The sequence below is a fragment of the Dyella sp. 05T440 genome (assembly GCF_056395965.1).
Genome location: NZ_JBFTKN010000005.1, coordinates 192,106 through 211,192, shown reverse-complemented (window position 1 = coordinate 211,192; position 19,087 = coordinate 192,106). Strand labels below are relative to the sequence as shown.

14 protein-coding genes are annotated in these 19,087 nt (G+C 65.6%); 8 read left to right on the top strand and 6 right to left on the bottom strand.

The window, feature by feature from the left end; translation table 11 throughout:
* Positions 1-450 precede the first annotated feature (450 nt).
* On the bottom strand, positions 451-1,464 hold the full coding sequence (gene ltaE, locus AC1DE1_RS07845) for a low-specificity L-threonine aldolase (RefSeq protein ID WP_477175292.1): 1,014 nt from the start codon (positions 1,462-1,464) through the stop codon (positions 451-453).
* Between the two features lie 153 nt (positions 1,465-1,617).
* On the opposite strand from ltaE, the gene AC1DE1_RS07840 reads away from it, so the two are divergent.
* Entirely contained in the window at positions 1,618-3,381 is a 1,764-nt protein-coding gene (locus AC1DE1_RS07840; RefSeq protein WP_477175291.1) for a glucan ABC transporter ATP-binding protein/ permease, read from the top strand.
* Positions 3,382-3,444: 63 nt separating this feature from the next.
* On the opposite strand, the gene lptG is transcribed toward AC1DE1_RS07840, so the two are convergent.
* Both lptG and lptF read right to left on the bottom strand, forming a co-directional pair.
* The gene (lptG, locus tag AC1DE1_RS07835; RefSeq protein ID WP_046972693.1) at positions 3,445-4,545 is read right to left on the bottom strand and encodes an LPS export ABC transporter permease LptG; all 1,101 of its coding nucleotides are present in this window, start codon (positions 4,543-4,545) and stop codon (positions 3,445-3,447) included.
* The gene (gene lptF / locus AC1DE1_RS07830; protein ID WP_477164168.1) at positions 4,545-5,642 is read right to left on the bottom strand and encodes an LPS export ABC transporter permease LptF; all 1,098 of its coding nucleotides are present in this window, start codon (positions 5,640-5,642) and stop codon (positions 4,545-4,547) included. The genes lptG and lptF overlap by 1 nt, the downstream gene beginning before the upstream one ends.
* Before the next feature lie 198 nt (positions 5,643-5,840).
* Here lptF and AC1DE1_RS07825 point away from each other — a divergent pair, with 198 nt between their 5' ends.
* Positions 5,841-7,328 (top strand): leucyl aminopeptidase, encoded by a 1,488-nt coding sequence (locus tag AC1DE1_RS07825; protein WP_477175290.1) that lies wholly within the window; start codon positions 5,841-5,843, stop codon positions 7,326-7,328.
* 161 nt (positions 7,329-7,489) lie between these two features.
* The gene (locus AC1DE1_RS07820) at positions 7,490-7,912 is read left to right on the top strand and encodes a DNA polymerase III subunit chi (protein WP_477175289.1); all 423 of its coding nucleotides are present in this window, start codon (positions 7,490-7,492) and stop codon (positions 7,910-7,912) included.
* Between the two features lie 120 nt (positions 7,913-8,032).
* Here AC1DE1_RS07820 and AC1DE1_RS07815 read toward each other — a convergent pair whose 3' ends face one another.
* Positions 8,033-11,617 (bottom strand): hybrid sensor histidine kinase/response regulator, encoded by a 3,585-nt coding sequence (locus AC1DE1_RS07815; RefSeq protein WP_477175288.1) that lies wholly within the window; start codon positions 11,615-11,617, stop codon positions 8,033-8,035.
* A 163-nt stretch (positions 11,618-11,780) separates the two neighbouring features.
* On the opposite strand from AC1DE1_RS07815, the gene AC1DE1_RS07810 reads away from it, so the two are divergent.
* The 3 genes from AC1DE1_RS07810 to AC1DE1_RS07800 are packed head-to-tail and all read left to right on the top strand — an operon-like array spanning position 11,781 to position 13,527.
* Complete coding sequence (locus AC1DE1_RS07810) at positions 11,781-12,398, top strand: YceI family protein (protein ID WP_477175287.1); 618 nt, start codon at positions 11,781-11,783, stop codon at positions 12,396-12,398.
* A complete protein-coding gene (locus tag AC1DE1_RS07805) occupies positions 12,395-12,967 on the top strand; it encodes a cytochrome b (protein WP_477175286.1) in 573 nt (190 codons plus the stop codon). Before AC1DE1_RS07810 ends, AC1DE1_RS07805 begins: the two co-directional genes overlap by 4 nt.
* Entirely contained in the window at positions 12,967-13,527 is a 561-nt protein-coding gene (locus AC1DE1_RS07800) for a YceI family protein (protein WP_477175285.1), read from the top strand. Before AC1DE1_RS07805 ends, AC1DE1_RS07800 begins: the two co-directional genes overlap by 1 nt.
* A gap of 226 nt (positions 13,528-13,753) precedes the next feature.
* Here the strand turns inward: AC1DE1_RS07800 and AC1DE1_RS07795 are convergent, their stop codons facing one another.
* Positions 13,754-13,993: a glutaredoxin family protein gene (locus AC1DE1_RS07795; RefSeq protein WP_441604945.1), complete on the bottom strand. Its 240-nt coding sequence runs from the start codon at positions 13,991-13,993 to the stop codon at positions 13,754-13,756.
* Positions 13,994-14,202: 209 nt separating this feature from the next.
* Here AC1DE1_RS07795 and AC1DE1_RS07790 point away from each other — a divergent pair, with 209 nt between their 5' ends.
* Positions 14,203-16,371 carry a TonB-dependent siderophore receptor gene (locus tag AC1DE1_RS07790; RefSeq protein WP_477175284.1) on the top strand — a complete coding sequence of 723 codons (2,169 nt, stop codon included), beginning with the start codon at positions 14,203-14,205 and terminating at the stop codon, positions 16,369-16,371.
* A gap of 161 nt (positions 16,372-16,532) precedes the next feature.
* Positions 16,533-17,915: an L-serine ammonia-lyase gene (locus AC1DE1_RS07785; RefSeq protein ID WP_441604947.1), complete on the top strand. Its 1,383-nt coding sequence runs from the start codon at positions 16,533-16,535 to the stop codon at positions 17,913-17,915.
* Positions 17,916-18,024: 109 nt separating this feature from the next.
* On the opposite strand, the gene AC1DE1_RS07780 is transcribed toward AC1DE1_RS07785, so the two are convergent.
* Positions 18,025-19,029, bottom strand: a complete 1,005-nt coding sequence (locus AC1DE1_RS07780; protein ID WP_477175283.1) for a tetratricopeptide repeat protein — start codon at positions 19,027-19,029, stop codon at positions 18,025-18,027.
* Between the last annotated feature and the right edge of the window lie 58 nt (positions 19,030-19,087).

Genomic DNA, 19,087 nt, shown 5'->3' with positions numbered 1-19,087 from the left:
CGGGCGGGTGGAGGAAAGCCCGAAGGGTGGCCGCAGGGATGCGGCCAGTTTTTCGACAGGACACGGATGTCCTGTCGAAAAACCCCGCAACCCGCACGCGCACCTGGAGGGCCAAAGGCCCGGAAGGCGCGTCATCCGGGGGGCCCTTTCTTTTGGTTACTTTGCTTTACTCCGGGCATCCTGCCCTCCGCCCTTCGGGCCGGCTTCGCCGTTCGCACGCGCTCGAAGCGCGTGCGTGGGCAAGCAAAGAAAAGTGACCCGGCCTCCGGCAGGAGGTCGGAAGCCCGCGGCAGGCGAGCCAGGTCGCGGTATCACGACAATCCAGCGCAAAGTCGCAGCATCCCAGCCTACGCCGGAATGACAAAGTAGAAACGTTCCCGCGAGCACCCGCCCCTCACCCCAACCCTCCCCCCGCAGGGGAGAGGGAGAAGATCGCCGGCACTCGCAGCATCACGCAAAAAACTGCCGGAACGCCGCCACCGTCCGCGCCACACCCTCATCATCGATATCCAGATGCGTCACCAACCTCAGCGTCGGCAGGTAGCCGATGCTGATGCGGATACCCGCCTGCCGCAAATGGACGTCCAATTCCCGCAGGCGATCGGCAGGTACATCGATAAACACCATATTGGTGTGCTGCCCCAGCAGCTTCACGCCAGGAAGGTCACCCAGCCCCGCCGCCAACATCACCGCGCGAGCGTGATCCTCGGCGAGACGCTCCACATGGTGATCCAGCGCGTACTGCGCAGCAGCAGCCAGCATGCCAGCCTGACGCCAGCCGCCACCGGTCACCTTCTTCCACCGCCGCGCCTTGTCGATCAGCGCCGCCGAGCCGACCAGCACCGAACCCACCGGCGCACCCAGGCCCTTCGACAAGCAGACCGACACACTGTCGAACAGACCGGCAATCTCGCGAGCCGGCACGCCACTGGCGACGGCGGCATTGAACAAGCGGGCACCATCCAGATGAAACCCCAACCCGCGTTCGCGCGCGAAATCGCGTGCCGCTTTCAGGTAGCCCAGCGGCAGGGCACGCCCATGCCAGGTGTTTTCCAGCGCGAGCAGCCGCGTGCGCGCGAAATGCGGATCGACCGGCTTGATCGCCGCGGCGAGCTTGTCCAACGGCAGGATGCCATCCACGTCGTGCGGAATCGGTTGCGGCTGTATCGAGCCAAGCACGGCGGCGCCGCCGCCTTCGAATTTGTAGGTATGCGCATCGGCACCGACCAGGTACTCATCGCCGCGCTCGCAATGCGACATCAGCGCGATGAGGTTCGATTGCGTACCGGTCGGCACGAACAGCGCCGCCTCAAAGCCGAGATCCGCCGCAAGCCGCTGCTGCAAGGCGTTCACCGTGGGATCTTCGCCGTAGACGTCGTCGCCCACGGCGGCTTCCAGCATGGCCGCACGCATGGCCGGGGTGGGACGGGTGACGGTATCGCTGCGCAGGTCGATGAGTTCCACGATGGACTTCCGGTAGCTGGATCAGACCCCGAGTTTGAACGCTCGCTTTGGCAGAATCAAAGGCGGCGGGCCTGACGGGCCACAGCGGCTTGGGCTAGCCTTGTCATCGGGTCTCCGCATGCGGCGGGGACGCGAGCCGATCGAGGCGACGGCATGTCGTTCCTGCGTCTGTATCTTCGGGTGATTGCTCTGCTGGCTCCCGAAAAGAAGCTGGCAATCACGTTGGCGCTGGCCAACCTGGCGCTGGCCGGTGTGTTTTTCCTCGAACCGGTGCTGTTTGGCCGCGTGGTAGACGCGCTGGGCAGCACGCATGCCGGCGATGCGCCTCGCCTGATCGCGCTATGGGCCGGCGTGGGCTTTGCCGGCGTGCTGGCCAATGTGTGGGTGTCGCTGCATGCGGACCGGCTCGCGCATCGCCGACGCCTCGCCGCGATCGCATTGTTTTTCGAACATGCCGCGGCCATGCCGATGTCGTTCCACGGCGAGTATCACACGGGCCGGCTGTCACGCATCATGAACGTTGGCGTCAGCAACCTGTTCAATCTCTGGCTGAGTTTCTTCCGCGAGCATCTGGCTACGTTGTTGTCGATCTTCGTGATGGTGCCCGTGGCACTGTGGATCAACTGGAAGCTGGCACTGCTGATGATTGCGCTACTGCTGTGTTTCTCGATTTTCAACGCCGTCGCCGTGCAGCGCACGCACAAGGCACAAGGCGAAGTGGAGGAATTGCACCACGAGATCGCGACGCGCGCCGGCGATGTATTCGGCAACGTGACGGTGGTGCAGAGTTTCACGCGACTGGCCGCCGAATCGCGCGCACTGCACGAGCTGATGACGCGCACGCTCAATGCGCAATATCCGGTGCTGCGCGGCTGGGCGATACTTTCGGTGCTCAATCGTGCGGCGAGCACGCTCACCATCGTGGCGATTTTTGCGGTGGGCGCAGCGCTGCACTCGCGTGGCGAGATCAGCGTGGGCGGCATCGTCAGTTTCGTGGGTTTCTCCATGCTGCTGATCGGCAGGCTGGAGCAATTCGCCACCTTCCTGTCGAACCTGTTCTTCCAATCGCAGTCGCTGCGCGATTTCTTCACCGTGCTTGACCGCCAGTCCGAGATCGCCGATCGCCCGGGGGCCATCGCCCTGCCCCGCGTGCGTGGCGAAGTGGTATTCGAGCAGGTCAGTTTTGGCTACGACCCGGTGCAGCCGGCCCTGCATGAGCTGAACTTCCGCGCACGGCCGGGCAGCACCATCGCCCTGGTCGGCCCCACCGGCGCCGGCAAGAGCACGGCGCTGAGCCTGCTGTATCGCGCTTACGACCCCAGTGCCGGGCGCGTGACGGTCGATGGCCACGATGTCCGCGAAGTCACGCTGGAATCGCTGCGACAGAACATCGGCGTGGTGTTTCAGGATGCCGGCATGTTCTATCGCTCGATCCTGGACAATCTGCGCGTGGGTAATCCCGAAGCGGAGCCTGGCCAGATCGACGCCGCCGTTGCGGCAGCCGAAGCAGCGGCGTTCATCGCACGCAAGCCCGCCGGCCTGGAAACGCTGGTCGCCGAGCGCGGGCGCTCCCTCTCGGGCGGCGAACGCCAGCGCCTGGCGATCGCCCGTGCGATGTTGAAGGACGCGCCGATCCTGATCCTCGACGAAGCCACCAGCGCGCTCGACAACGCTACCGAGGCGCGCATCCAGCGGGCGCTGGATCGGCTGACCGTCGGCCGCACGACGTTCGTGATCGCGCACCGCCTGTCGACCGTACGCAACGCCGATCTGATCCTGGTGCTGGACCAGGGTCGGCTGGTGGAACAGGGGCGCTTTGCAGAGCTCATCGCCAAAGGCGGACTATTCGCCCGCCTCGCCCAGGAAGGCCAGTTCGCGCCGGATGCACCGGACGATTCCACTGTCGCCAACGCCTAGCCATGCGTGATGGCGATGGCCAAGACACGACGGGATCTGCCACCCGTGCCGGGCGGCGCCACGTCAGCCGTGTTTTCGGAAGTACACCCAGGCAATCACCGCCAGGATCAAGGCGGGCAGCACATTGGCCACCAGCGGCGGCACGCCATAGACGGTGCCGAAGTTCACCATCGCCTTCTGCAGGAAGTACCAGCCAATGGCGAGCAGCATGCCGATGAACATGCGCTTGCCCAGGCCACCGGAACGCAAGGTGCCGAACGAGAACGGCATGGCCAGCAAGACCAGCACCAGCACGTTGAGCGGATACAGTGCGCGCGTCCAGAACGCGGAGGCATACACGCCGGGATTCTGGCCGTTCTGCTCGAGGTAGGTGATATTGCGGCGCAGGTCGCGCATCGGCAGGTATTGCGGCTGGATCACCGACTGCTCCAGCACCTGCGGATTGAGCTTGGAATCCCAGGTCTGGCTATCGGCGGTGGTGGAATGCGTCCCGGCATCGTCCAGGGTGGTGCTGCGCACCTTGCTCATCACCCACTGGTGGCCGTCGTGTTCAGCCGTCTGCGCCCAGTCGAAGCGCTTCACCTGGCCGTCGGGCGTGAGCGTGAAAACGCGCACGTCATGCAGCTGCACGGTGCTGTGCGTCGCGGTGTGTTTGGCCATCCATCCCTTGGCATTGATGACGCGATCGCCATCGCGCGCCCACAGGCCGGATTCACCGCCCAGGCCGACGTTGTTGGATTTCAGGCGCAACTGCATCGCTTGCGCCTGCTGGTCGCCCCAGGGCGCCGCAGTCTCGCCAAGGATCACCACGCCAACCACGAGGATGGCCACCACGCCCACGGCCGACGCGGCAATGCGCAGCTTGGACAGGCCACAGGCGCGCAATGCGGTGAGCTCGTTGGTGGCGGCCAGGCCACCCAGGCCAAGCAAGCCGCCGATCAACGCCGCGTTGCCGAACATTTCATACAGACGACGCGGGAACGTGACCAGCACGTAGACCACCGCGTTGGTCACCGTGTAGCCGTTCTTGCCCACGTTGCCGAGCTGGCGCAGGAACTGGAACACCGCATCGAGGCCGGTGATCACCAGCCATACGGTGAGCATGGCGCCAAGGACGGTGGTGCCGACCAGCCAGTCGACGCGACGAATGCGCAGTGCAGCCATCAGGCACCTGCCTTGCGCGGTTTACGCGGCGAGTATTGGTTCTGGAACATGCGGGCCGCCACGGCAAACACGATCAGGGTCACCATCCACATCGGGAACGAGTGGTGCCAGTGGCCCTTGATGATCTGGCCGCGACAGATCGCCAGCAGCAGGTAGTAGAAGTAGAACGTGAGGATGGCCAGGAACATGCGCCCGAAGCGCGGCTCGCGCGGACTCTGGCGCGACAGCGGCAAGGCCAGCGCCAGCAGCACCAGGGTCATCGCCGGCGCAATGCTGCGCCACGCGAATTCGGCGCGCGTGTCCGGGTTGTCGGTGCGCAGCAACTGCGCCAGCGTCATCGAGTGCGCGGGATCTTCGGCGTCCTCATCGGACTGGATGCTGTCCAGCGAGGCGTCATTGCGCTCGTATTTCATCTTGCGCCAGTTGTCCGCGCCCAGCGGGATGTCGTACTGGAAGCCGTTCCACAAGGCGAGGAAGCGGCCGCTGCCGTCGGTTTCCTGATACAGCTGGCCGTGTTTGCCGGTGACCAGCTTGAGGTGCGGCACGTTGTCGTGGCCCATGCGCTCGGTGGCAATGAAGGTGTTGCCCAGCGTGCTGCCGTCGCGGCTCAGCTCATCGACGAAGATGATGCCGCCCTTGCCCGGCAGCGGGGTGAAGCGGCCGGCGTCCAGGCCCGCGGCGATCACCGAGCGGTTGGCGGCAGCCACCAGCTGGTCGGAGGTGCGCGCGGCCCAGGGGCCCAGCCACAACGCCACGATGCCGACCAGGATGGCCAGGATCACGGCGAGGATGGACACCGGGCGGAGCAAGCCGTCGGGCCCCATGCCGGAGGACGCGAGCACATGCATCTCGCTCTCGCGGTACATGCGGCCCAGGCCGTTGAGGATGCCCAGGAAGGCCGCCAGCGGCAGCAGGGTCGACAGGCCATCGAGCATGTTCAGGCCCAGCACCTGGAACATCACGCTGGCCGGGAAGCTGCCGTTCGCCACCTGCTGCAGGACGTGCGCAAACGAAGTGCCGGCCATGACGGCCAGCAGCACGATGGCGGTCGCGGCCACGGTTTGTGCCAGCTCACGCAGGAAATAACGATCGAGGATGCTCAGAACCGGTCCTCAGGCAGGGTCGAACCCGCGCGCGTCGCACGGGAGGAGAAACGACTGCGCAGTGTACGGGTTGGAGGGACAGTTTCTCGACATGCGATAAGATGAAGGGCTTGGCGCCGGCCCGCCCCGGGCGCGGCAATCCCCAAGTCTAGCCTGTCCGGGCCTTTCCGGACCTTTCCGTAGGACTTCTCCATGACTCTCCAGTTCAGCCTTGGCTCCGCCGCTCCCGAATCCGTCGAAACCCCCTGCGTAGTGGTCGGCGTCTATGAGAACGGTTTGCTCACCAGTGCCGCCGCCCGCGTGGACACCGCTGCGCACGGCGCGATCAAGCGCCAGGTCGAGAGCGGGGACATCAACGGCAAGGCCGGCACCACGGCCGTGCTGTTCGCGCCCGAGGGCGTGGCAGCCAAGCGCGTGCTGGTGGTGGGTCTGGGAACGCAGAAGACCTTCGACGGTGCACGCTATCAGAAGATAAATATCGAAGCCGCGCGCGCCCTGGGCCGCCTGCCGCTGGACAGCGCGGTGTCCTACCTCACCGAGGTGGACGTGCCCGGTCACGATGCCTCCTGGCGCGTGCGCGTGGCCGCCCTGGCCGCCGACTACGCCGCCTACCGCTATACCGCCACCTTCAAGCCGCGCGAGAAGTCCGCGCAGCCCGAACTGACCGCCATCACCTTTGCCGGCGCCGACGATGCCAAGACGGGTCTGGCCCAGGCCTCGGCCATCGCCGAAGGCGTGCGCTTCGCCCGTGAGCTGGCCAACCTGCCGCCCAATATCTGCAACCCCGCCTATATCGCCGCGCAGGCCGAACAGTTCGCCGCGCAGCACGACAAGGTGAGCTGCACGGTGCTCGATCACGAGAAGATGGAAGAGCTGCGCTTCGGCTCGCTGCTGGCCGTGGCCCGCGGCTCGGCCAACAAGCCCAAGCTCGTCATCCTCGAATACAAGGGCGGCGTGGAAGGCGACAAGCCGTACGCCTTCGTCGGCAAGGGCATCACCTTCGACACCGGCGGCATCAGTCTGAAGCCCGGCCCGGGCATGGAAGAAATGAAGTTCGACATGGGCGGCGCCGCCGGCGTGCTCGGTAGCTTCGTTGCGGCAGTGAAGCTCGGCGTGCCGGTGAACCTGGTGTGCGTGGTGCCGGCGGTGGAAAACATGCCCGACGGCGACAGCTACCGTCCCAGCGACGTGCTCACGAGCCTCTCGGGCCTCACCATCGAAGTGCTCAATACCGATGCCGAAGGCCGCCTGATCCTGTGCGATGCGCTGACCTATACCGCGCAGACCTTCCAGCCCAAGGTGATGATCGACGCCGCCACGCTGACCGGCGCCTGCGTCATCGCGCTGGGCAAGCACGCCAGCGGCCTGATGAGCAAGCATGACGACCTCGCCGCCGAGCTGATCGCCGCCGGCGAAACCACGCTCGATCGCGCATGGCGCCTGCCGCTGTGGGACGACTACCAGGTGCAGCTGGAATCGGGCTTTGCCGACGTCGCCAACATCGGCGGCAAGAACGCGGGCGCGATCACCGCAGGCTGCTTCCTGGCGCGCTTCACCGAGGGCCAGCGCTGGGCGCACCTGGACATCGCCGGCACCGCGTGGGACGAAGGCCGCAAGGGCCTGGCCACTGGCCGCCCGGTGTCGCTGCTGGTGCAGTGGCTGATTGACCGCGCCGCGTAAACCATCACTGCCGTCATTCCGGCGCAGGCCGGAATCCAGCAGCCGTATTGGTCGGCTGTCGCCGGTGCGCTTGAATGCACTGAGCATATCGCGACAATCGAATACCGACGTCACTGGATTCCGGCCTGCGCCGGAATGACGAAATTTGAAAGGCTCCCGCTATGCCTCGCGCCGATTTCTACCTGATCGACAAGCCGCGCTTTCGCGAGCAGCCCCTGCTGCTCGTGTGCGAGCTGGCCAAGCGTGCGCACGCCGCCCAGCAGCCCACCCTGGTGCTGGCGCGCGACTTTGCGCAAGCCGAAGCGATCGACGAGTTGCTGTGGGAGTTCGATCCGGACGGCTTCATCACGCATCAGATCGCCGGTGACGATGACGACCACACGACGGCGGTGCTGATCGTGCCGCCCGGCATCGATACGCCCGATCGCCCGATGCTGATCAATCTGCGCGAAGAGTGTGCGCCGGGCCGCTACGACCGCGTGCTGGAAGTGGTGGCCGCCGATCCGGCCGAGCGCGAGGGTTCGCGCACCCGGTGGACCGAATACAAGCGGCGGCAGTTTGAGGTGAGCAAGCACGATATGTGATGCCGCGCCACGGCATTCACCTGTGGGAGCGCACCCTGTGCGCGACGGCAGCTACGTAGCGTTGCCTCACCATGGGTGCCTGTCGCGCACAGGGTGCGCTCCCACAGAGAATCCATTGCGTCAGTCGTCGACCGACGCGTGCACCGCCATCTGCAGGTTGATCGCATCCTGCAGCTGCTCGCCCGTCAGCGGCTTGCGCAGGAAGCCATCCATGCCCGCTTCGCGAGCCCGCGCTTCCTCATCGCCGCCCGAACGCGCGGTGATCGCCACGATCGGAGTGCGCTGCTCGGATGCCTCGCGCTGACGGATCAGCCGGGCGATCTGGAAACCATCGATGCCCGGCAGGTCCAGATCCAGCAGGATCACATCGCACGGTGCCTGGGCAAGCTCGGCCAACGCCGCCAAACCATTGCCGACATAGCGCACCTCGTGCCCCGCACGTTCGAGCAGGCCGCGAATCACGGCGGCGACGATCACGTCGTCTTCGACCAGCAGGATGCGCAGCGGCAATGCCTCGAGGCCATCGCCGCGCTGCGTCGTCGCGGGCAGCGGCTCCTGCGTCACCGGCAGCGGCAGGCGCACGTGGAAGGTGCTGCCAAAGGCAACCTTTGATTCCAGTTCGACGCTGCCACCCATCATCGCCACCAGCTCGCGGCAGATCGCCAGGCCCAGGCCGCTGCCTGCGCGGCGCTGTGGGCCGATGACCTGCTCGAAACGCTCGAACAAGCGTGCCTGGCTCGCCTCGGGAATACCCGGACCGGTATCGATCACGCTGAAGCGCAGGCCGTCGTCGGTGCGACGCACGCGCAGGGTCACGCCGCCGCGCTCGGTGAACTTCAGGGCGTTGTTGGCCAGATTGAGCAAGACCTGCTTGATGCGCAGCGCATCGCCGATCATGCGCGGCGGCAGATCGCCGGGCATGTCCAGCTCGAAGCGCAGGCCCTTGGCGCGCGCCTGGCCCAGCTCGAGTTTCGCCACGTCGTCGATCAGCGTGCGCGGGTCGAACGGTGCGTTGTCCAGCTCCAGCTTGCCAGCTTCGATGCGCGCGAGATCGAGTGCGTCGTTGACCAGCTTGAGCAGCATGCCGCCCGAGCGCTGCATGGCTTCGGCGTAGTCGCGTTGGGTGCGGCTGAGCGTGGTGGTCAGCAATAGCTCGGCCATGCCCATCACGCCCGTCATCGGCGTGCGGATCTCGTGGCTGAGCGTGGCGAGGAACTGCGTTTTCGCGGCGCTGGCCTGCTCGGCCAGGCGGCTGCGCTGCTCCGCCAATTGCATCTGGTGCCGCTCGGCCAGGCGACGACGCCACGCCTGCAAGGCCAGCCACGCCAGCAGCGCCGCCAGCAACACATACGCACACCACGCCCACCAGCGCGCCCACGGCGGCGCCTGCACATGGATGTGCAGCGGCTGCGCAAGCTGCGTCCACACGCCGTCCGCGCCGGCGGCCATGACCTCCAGCGTGTAATCGCCGCGCGGCAGGCCGGTGAGGTCGCGCTCGCCATGGCCGCCGGTATCCACCCAGGTGTTGTCGAGGCCGGCGAGGCGAAACCGATAGCGATTCGCGGCGGGATCCACATAGGAAAACACGCGCGTGTCCACGATCAGGCCCGAATCGCGCCAACCGATGGAAAGATGACCGGACTCCGGCACGGGAAGCTCGCGCACGGCGCCTTCGCGGCGCACGCTGATGCGGGTGAGCGCCAGGCGCGGCGGTTCGGTGGCACGTGACGCGCGATTGGGATTGAAGCCCATCACGCCACCCAGGGTGGGCGAATAAATCATGCCGTCGGGCATGCGGCTGAAGCCGCGGAGAAATTCGCCGTTGCTCAGGCCATCCTGCAGCCCGAGCTCGCGGAACTGTGCGATGGCGGGATCGAAACGCCACAGGCCATCGCGGCCGAATACCCATACACGCTGATGCTGGTCGACAGCCAGATCCACCACGTTGACCGAGGGCCATCCGCGGGTGGCGTCGATCTTGCGATCGAGCACCAGGCCGTCGCCGTCGTAGTGGTAATGCTCCAGGCCATCGGGACGAGCCATCCACACGCCATCGTCGGTGAAGTCGAACGCATCCACCGCCTGGCGATTGTCGACGCCGGGCACCGGTTCGAAATGATCGTAGCTGCGATCCAGCCGCAGCATGCCGCCGTCGCTGGCGTACCAGAACGTGCCGTTCCTCAGGGTGAGCTGGCTGCCCCAGCGTGCTTTTTCCTGCGCGGGTTGCACGGACACCGAAGTCACCGCCAGCGTGTCCTGGTCGACCCGGAACAGCCCTTCGCCGAAGCTGCGCGCATACAGCTTGCCATCCGGCCCCACTTCCACTTCGAGCGGATGCTTGAGTCCGTGCTTGGAACCATCGACGGCATCGAGCTTGCCGTCGGCGTAGCGGAACAATGCGCCCTGCACGGTCACCCACAGGCGCGACTGCGCATCTTCGGTAAGACCGAGCACGTCGCCGCGCAGGCCCGAGATCACGTGCTCGACTCTGCCGGTAGCCGGCCACAGGCGATCGACGCGACCGCCACGTTCGCCGACCCAGATCGCACCATCGCGGCCGCGCGCCACCGCGTAGGCGACGGAATCGCGCAGGCTGTTGTCGTCATCGGGAATGTGCGTGAAACGGCTGACACTGTCCCAGCCTGGCGCCAGGTAGGCCACGCCGCCATCGAACAAGGCGATCCAAAGGCCCCCTTCGCTGTCGGGACGGATCTGCCACACCCAGGTGCCCGGCAGGTTGCCGTAGAGCACCGGTTGGTTGGTGACCGCCTCGATCTTTGCGTCGTGTGCCTTCTTGAGGAAAAGTCCGTGCTGCGTGCCCACCCACAGGCGCCCGCTGCGGTCGCGCACGCTGCTGAGGATATTGGTGTCGGGCAGTTCGCTGCTGCCCACCTGTCGCGCCACGTCGTCCGCGCCGATGATGAACAGGCCGTGCGAGGAGGCCACGCGGATTTCATCGCCGTCGCCCTCGATGCGCCATGCGTCGAGCGACTTCTCCGGCGACGCCATGGCGATCGGATGGAACTCGCCATCCGGGTCGCGACGGAAGACGCCGTTGTCGCTGCCCACCCATAGCTGGCCGTGGGCGTCCACGTAGAGCGCGCCCACCGTGCCCAGGGCTTCCGGTGCACTGCCCGTCACCAGCACGTGGTCAAAGCCGCGGCCATCGCGGCGCATGCGGTCCAGACCCAGCGCCGTGCCCACCCAGATCGAGCCGTCGCCGGTCTGTGCGATCGACCAGGCCTTGTCGCTGCCCAGGCTCGCCGGATCGTTGGCGTCATGACCCCAGTGGTGGAACGTGCCCGAGCGATCGTCGTAGCGGTTGAGGCCTGCCTCGAGGCCCGCGGCCCACAAGCCGCCGGCGCGATCGAAGATCAGCGCGGAGATGCCGTTGTTGAACAAGGATTGGCTGTCGCCCGCCACATGGCGGAACACTTTGAAGTTGACGCCGTCGTAGCGCGCAATGCCGCTCTTGGTGCCGAACCACATCGAACCATCCGGCGCCTGCACCACGGTATAGACACTGCTGCTCGGCAAGCCTTCGGCCGTCCCGAAGCGACGGAACTGTGGCGTCGCCAGTGCCGCATTGACGTGCTCAGGCGCTGCTGCCGCCGGCGCGATTTGCGCGGCCGCGGGCACGCACACTGCCACCAGCGTGGACGCGCCCATGATCAGGACAACGCGAAGCAGCAAGGACGGCAGCATGCACTTCCCCCGGAATCTTTCGATTTTGCCAGACCTGCCGCGCAGGAACGAGCATGGCTTTTGGCCGACGCGACGGGCCACCCCGACGACGTTGCCGTGGGGAAACAATCCGTTCCGGCGCGACGGCTGGCGCCACCGCGGCGGATCGTCCAGACTTCCCGGCATGCCAAGCTCACGCCGCTCCAGCCGCCTGCTGCTCGCCCTCCTGTGCGCCTGCGCTCCGCTTGCCTCCGTGCAGGCTGCAGCGACCACGTACAGTTACGACACCACGCACAGCCAGATCCTTTTCAGCATCGACCACAACGGGTTCTCGCGTCCGTTCGGGCGGCTGCATATAGCGAAAGGCTGGTTGCGTTTTGATCCCGATGACTGGACGCAATCGGCCACCGAGCTGGATATCGACCTGGCCAGCCTGGACATGGGCGACGCCGAATGGAACGCGGCGGTGCTCAAGCCGGCCTATCTGGACGCGGAAAAGTCCCGTTATGCGCATTTCGCAAGTACTTCCGTGGAGCGCAAGGACGACACGCACGGCGTTCTGCATGGCAACCTAACCCTGCGTGGCGTGACACATACGGTGGATATTGCATTCACCTTCAACCGGCACGGCACCACGATTTACGGCATGCATACGATTGCAGGCTTCTCTGGCACGGCGATGCTCAATCGAGACGATTACGGCATCACCGCGACGCCCAATTCCATCGGCCACGGCGTGAGCGTGTGGCTGGAACTGGAAGCCATCCAGGAAGACCAGGCCCATAGCAAGGAATCACCATGAGTTTTCGCAACACCGACCATCAATGGGGATCGGTCGCCAAATTCTTTCACTGGACCATCGCGCTGCTGATCCTGGGCAACGGCATCTTCGGCCTTTGCATGGATCTCGCCCATGGCCCCATGCAGAAAATCAATTGGCTCGCCCTGCACAAGTCGATCGGCCTGACCGTGCTGGCGCTGTTCCTGTTGCGCGTGCTGTGGCGCCTGGCCAATCGCCCGCCGCGAGATGAGCCCACCTCACGCCTGCAGCACTATGTGGCGCATGGTGTGCATACGACGCTTTACGCGCTGGTCGCGCTGCTGCCACTGAGTGGCTGGTGGTTCAATTCCATCGCCGGCAAGCCGCTGCAGTATTTCAAGATGTTCAACCTGCCCGCGCTTACCGCCGCCAACCAGGATACGCGCCGCTTGTGGCACAGCGTGCACGAATACCTGTTCTGGTTCCTGGTGTTGCTGCTGGTCCTGCACATCGCCGGTGCGCTCAAGCATCACCTGATCGATCGCGACAACACTCTGCGGCGCATGCTGCCCTTTGCTCGTGTGCGCCCGAACTCTCAAGGAGAACGCTGATGAACCGCTACGCGCTCAAGCTCGCCCCGCTGCTGCTCGCTCTGGCCGTGCCCGGCCTGGCCGGCGCCGCCGATTACACCGTGCAGCCCGCAGCCAGCAAGCTCGCCTTCAGCGGCAGTTTCCAGGGGCAGTCGTTCGATGGCACGTTTGGCCAGTGGACCGCCGCGATCAGCTACGACCCGGCCAAACTCGCCGCGTCGAAGTTCGACGTGGAAGTAGACCTGGCCAGTGTGAAGACGGGCGACAAGGATCGCGACGGCGCCCTGCCCGGTTCGGATTTCTTCAACGTGGCCAAATTTCCCAAGGCCCATTTCGTCACCACCGGCTTCCGTCAAAACGGCGCGCAGGTGGTTGCCGATGGCAACCTGACCCTGCGCGGCCTGACCAAGCCGGTGAGCCTCACCGTGGTGTTCAAGCCGCAGGGCACCGGCGCCACCATGGACGTCACCGGTACGGTGAAGCGCCTTGATTTCGGCGTGGGCACTGGCGATTACGCCGATACCTCGGTGATCGCGAACGAGGTGAAGATCAACGCGCATCTGGCGTTGACCGCCAAATAAGCGCACAGCGTTTTTGTTGTAGGAGCGCACTTGCGCGCGACCGCCGCCTCACATGGTGCGGTAGCGCCAGATGCCGCGGTCGCGCACAAGTGCGCTCCTACAAGGTTGCTCCATGAACTTCCCGACCAGGCAGCGCCCCTCTTTTTTGTAGGAGCGCACTTGTGCGCGACCGCCACCTCGCACGGTGCGGTAGCGCCAGAGGCCGCGGTCGCGCACGAGTGCGCTCCTACAGGGGAAGATCCACGAAGGCCTGGACCGCCGCTGCATCAAACGGCCAATCCAGCTCCCGCCCATCGTGGCTGTCACGCAACACCGGCACGCGCGTGCCGTAGCGCTGCTCAAGCGCCTCGTCGTCGTCCACCCATAGGCTGTCGAAATCAGGCGCACGCGCCTGGGCCATCACGGCCAGCGCCTGGTCGCACAGGTGGCAGTAGTCCCGCTGATAGAGCACGTATCGCATCGGCATAGGGCCGCGACAATAGCTTGCGCCCCGCGTTTTCGCGATGCCCTCCGGGCAGGCCAGCGGCGGTAGCGAGGGACTACTGCGGCATCTCGACCAAGGTCGAGACTGGTAAACGTAAATGATAATGCCTATCATTTGCACCAAGGGCCACACGAGCCCACCGGGTTGCCGCCGCCCCGGTTCCCGATACCAACAAGACCCAAGGCCTGCCCATGCCCTCCCTCGCATCGCCCGCGCGACGCCAGTTGCCTTACCGCGCCCTGTTCCTCGCGCTGTCGCTAGCTCTGTCCGCTCCCCTCTTGCACGCCGAAGACGTGCCCGATTCGTCCGACACCACCAAGGTCAAGAATCTGGAAGGCGTGCAAACCACCGCCACGGTGACCGGCGATGGCGACTCCTACACCACCAAGGCCGCCTCGGGCGCCACGCGCCTGCCGCTGTCGCTGCGCGAGACGCCGCAGTCGGTCAGCGTGGTGACCGAGCAGCAGATGAAGGACTTCGGTCTGACCAACATCAATGCGGTGCTGGACACCACCACCGGCGTGAACGTGGAACGGGTGGAAACCGACCGCACCTATTACAGCGCGCGCGGTTTCGACATCACCAACTTCCTCGTCGACGGCGTCGGCCTGCCGTTCGCCAACGGTCAGCAGGAAGGCGACCTGGATACGGCGCTATACCAAAGCGTCGAAGTGCTGCGCGGCGCGAACGGCCTGCTGTCGTTCACCGGCAATCCGTCGGCCACGATCAACTTCGTGCGCAAGCGTCCCACGGCCGACTTCCAGGGCAGCGTCGGCCTGACCGTGGGGAGCTGGGACAACCGTCGCCTGGATGTGGATCTGTCCGGCCCGCTCAACGAGTCGCACAGCGTGCGCGGCCGCCTGATCGCCGCCGGCCAGGACACCGACAGTTATCTGGATCGCTACAACCTGCGCAAGCAAGTGCTCGGCGGCATCGTCGAAGCCGACCTGAGCAGCAGCACCCTGCTCACCGCAGGCGTCACTTACCAGAAGAACAAAACCCACGGCGGCATGTGGGGCGCGCTGCCGCTGTACAACAGTGATGGCACGCCGACCGATTACGACCGCAGCACCAGCACGTCGGCCGATTGGTCGCGCTGGAATGTGGCCGATACGCGCGCCTTCGTCGAACTCACCCAGCAGCTGGGCAACGACTGGAGCATCAAGGGATCGCTCAACTATCGCCGCATCGCCGAGGACAGCAACCTGTTCTACGTCTACGGCACACCCGACGCGCAGACCGGCCTGGGCCTCTATGCCTACCCGTCCGCGTATACCAGCAAGGAACGCCAGTACGTGGCCGACCTGTACGCCACCGGTCCGTTCGAACTGCTGGGCCGCAAGCACGAGCTGGTGCTCGGCGCCAACTGGGCCGAGGACAACGTGCATCAGCTGTCCAGCTATGGCGAAGGCATCGGCACGCCGCTGCCGCCGCTCAACGAGTGGACCGGCGATTATCCGGAACCGCCGTTCGATGCGTCGTATGGCAACGGCGACTTTCACATCAAGCGCAAGACCATGTACGCCACCGCGCGCTGGAGCCTGACCGACCCGGTGACCCTGATCACCGGCGCCAGCCTTGTGCATATCGAGCAATACGGCGCCAATTACGGCGTGCCGAGCAACTTCGAGAAAACGCAGACCACGCCGTTCGTCGGCCTGGTGTATGACTTTGCACAGCACTACTCGGCATACGCGAGCTACGCGCAGCTGTTCAATCCGCAGACCTCGCTCGACATCAACAACAAGGTGCTCGATCCGGTCACGGGTGCGAATGTCGAAGTGGGTGTGAAGGGCGAGTGGTACGACGGACGTCTAAACGCAACGTTCGCGTTGTTCCGCTCGCGCCAGGACGGTCTGGCCGAATACGCCGGCCACAACCTGGCGACCAACCAGGACTACTACACCGGCATCGATGCCACCTCGAAGGGCTACGAGTTCGACGTGAGCGGCCAGCTCACCGACAACTGGCAGCTCAGTGGCGGTTACACGCAGCTGGGCCTGGTCGATCCGCAGGGCAACAACGTGCGCACCTATGTGCCGCGCCGCATGTTCCGTCTCGCCACCAGCTACCGCTTCGACGCCCTGCCCGGCTTCAAGGTGGGCGGCACGCTGCGCTGGCAGGATCGCATCTACCGCGACCAGCAGGCGGTGGCGCTCGACGGCAGCGAGATCTTCACCACGCAGGGTTCTTACGCGGTCGTCGGACTGATGGCGGGCTACGACTTCGGCCAGCACTGGAGCACCACGCTCAACCTCGACAACGTGACCAACCGCAAGTACATCCCGAGCCTGTACTGGGATCAGGGCTTTTACGCGGCGCCGCGCAGCTACATGGTGAATGTCCGCTACTCGTTCTGAACGGGTGCAGCGTAGCGGGACGCCTTCTCGCTACGCTGCCTTCCGACATGTGACGAATCAGTCCATACGCCCGCGCACCGTCGCATCGCTGCGGCGCGGTAACGCACGCCCGGCGGCGCGCGTAGAATAGGTGATTCTCCCCGCCCACTTTGCGTGTCTCCATGGCTGTCAGCGTATTTGACCTGTTCAAGATCGGCATCGGTCCGTCCTCCTCGCATACCGTTGGCCCCATGCGCGCCGCAGCGCGGTTCGCCGAACGCTGGCTCGAAGAAAAAGGCGTGCTCGACCGCGTCGTGCGCGTGCGCGCCGAGCTGTACGGCTCGCTGGCGATGACGGGTCGCGGCCATGGCACGGACAAGGCCGTGCTGCTGGGCTTTGAAGGCGCGCATCCGGATACGGTCGACCCGGACCACATCCCTGAGACGCTGCAGCGCATCCGCACCACCCATCGCCTGCGCGTGCTGGGCAAGCACGAGATCGAGTTCGAAGAAAAGCGCGACCTGGTGTTCAACAAGCGCCAGAAGCTGCCGTTCCACACCAACGGCATGCGCTTCTCCGCCTATGACGCCGAAGGCCATGAGCTGGCCACGCGCGATTACTACTCGGTGGGCGGCGGTTTCGTGGTGAACCACGACGAAGCGGCTGAAGACCGCATCGTCGCCGATACGACCGAGCAACCCTACGCGTTCTCGACCGGCGACGAGCTGCTGGCGCTGTGCGAGAAGCACCAGCTCACGATTGCCCAGCTGATGCTGGAAAACGAAAAGGTGTGGCGCAGCGAAGCGGAAACACGCGCCGGACTGCTGGTGATCTGGAAGGCGATGCAGGATTGCGTCAATCGCGGCCTGCGCTCGCCCGGCGTGCTGCCTGGCGGCCTGAAGGTGGCGCGTCGCGCGCCGGCGATGGCCGAGGAATTGCGCAGCCAGCCCGAAGCGGCGCTGAAAGATCCGCTGACCATCCTCGACTGGGTCAATCTCTACGCGCTCGCTGTGAACGAAGAAAACGCCGCCGGCGGCCGTGTCGTCACCGCGCCGACCAACGGTGCCGCGGGCATCGTGCCGGCCGTGCTGCACTACTACCACCGCTTCATTCCGAAGGCGGACGAGAACGGCATCGTCGATTTCCTGCTGACCGCCGGCGCCATCGGCATTCTCTACAAGGAGAACGCCTCGATTTCCGGCGCCGAAGTGGGCTGCCAGGGTGAAGTGGGCGTGGCGTGCTCCATGGCGGCCGGCGGCCTCACCGCCGCACTCGGCGGCAATGTGCTGCAGGTGGAAAACGCAGCCGAAATCGGCATGGAACACAACCTTGGCCTCACCTGCGATCCGATCGGCGGCCTGGTGCAGATTCCCTGCATCGAGCGCAATGCGATGGGCTCGGTGAAGGCGATCAACGCCAGCCGCATGGCGCTCAAGAGCGACGGTAAGCACCGCGTGTCGCTGGACAAGGTGATCGCGACCATGCGCGAAACGGGTCGCGACATGAAGGACAAGTACAAGGAAACCTCGCGCGGCGGTCTGGCGGTCAACGTCATCGAGTGCTGAGTTGGCAATTGCGTAGCGTGGGCGCCGACATTGGCGCCCCTTCGCCCGTGGAAAGTCTGATGGAAGCCTTGGACGTGCGTTGCGCGCCCCACCGCCTCCACCAGCTAAATCACGAACCCGATGCCGCCGTGGCGGCTCCCGCATCCGCATCCACGCGCGCCTTCAACTGCGCCAGCTGCGCCGGCGTCAACTTGGCCGAGGCCTTGGCCAGATAGTCGGCGGCGCTCTTCAACTGCTGCTGGTTGTCCATGCGCTGCGCCAGCGAGATCTGGTACCAGCCTTCCGCTGGATTCTCCGCAACGCCCGCTCCCGAGACATAAGCCACGCCCATCGCGTAGTGGCCGAGCATCTCGTTGGCGGCCATCGCCTTGCGCGCCAGCGCCACGCCGCGCGGGGCATCCACGGGCACGCCCTGCTTGCCGGTGATCAGGAAATACGCCAGCGTGCCCGCCGCTTTCGCGCTGCCGGCATCGGCAGCCGTCTGCAGCCAGCGCACGCCTGCGGCCACGTCCTGTCGACCGAACAGACCGGTGATATAGAACTGCCCCAGCGACAGCTCGGCATCGACATCGCCCTTCTGCGCCGCTGCGTTCAACAGCTTCTCGGCAAGCGCGATGTCCTTGGGCACGCCCATCTCTCCCGACAGACGCGCCATCGCCAGCACTTCCATGCCCTTGGACGATCCCTTGTCGGCGGCCTTCTGAGCCCATTGCAAGGCTTCGGGCATGCCACCGGTGGACAACAGCGCCACGGCGAGCACCGCCATGTGGTCGGGGTTCTGGTCGATGGTCACGCTCTTGCGCATCCAGTCGATCGCAGCGGGAACATCGCGGGCGACGCCCACCCCGGCCATGGTGGCCGAGCCCAGCATCCAGGCGCCTTCCGCACTGCCAGCAAGGGCCGCCTTGCGATACCACTCGGTGCCGGCGGCCTTGTCGGCCGCTATGCCGTCGTCCTGCAGAGAGCGCCCCAGCGCTACCTGCGCCTGAGTGTCGCCGGCCTGGGCGCGCTTGGTCAGCGCGTCGCGGGTCGCATCGCCCGATGCCGCGCCCGCCGGCATGGAAAGCGCGGCAACCGCCGCGGCCATCACCACCAACCACGTCGCACGGATCATGGTTCGCCGACCTCGAGGGGGGAGCCCCGATACTAGCTGTCCGCCCCGCCTACGCCAA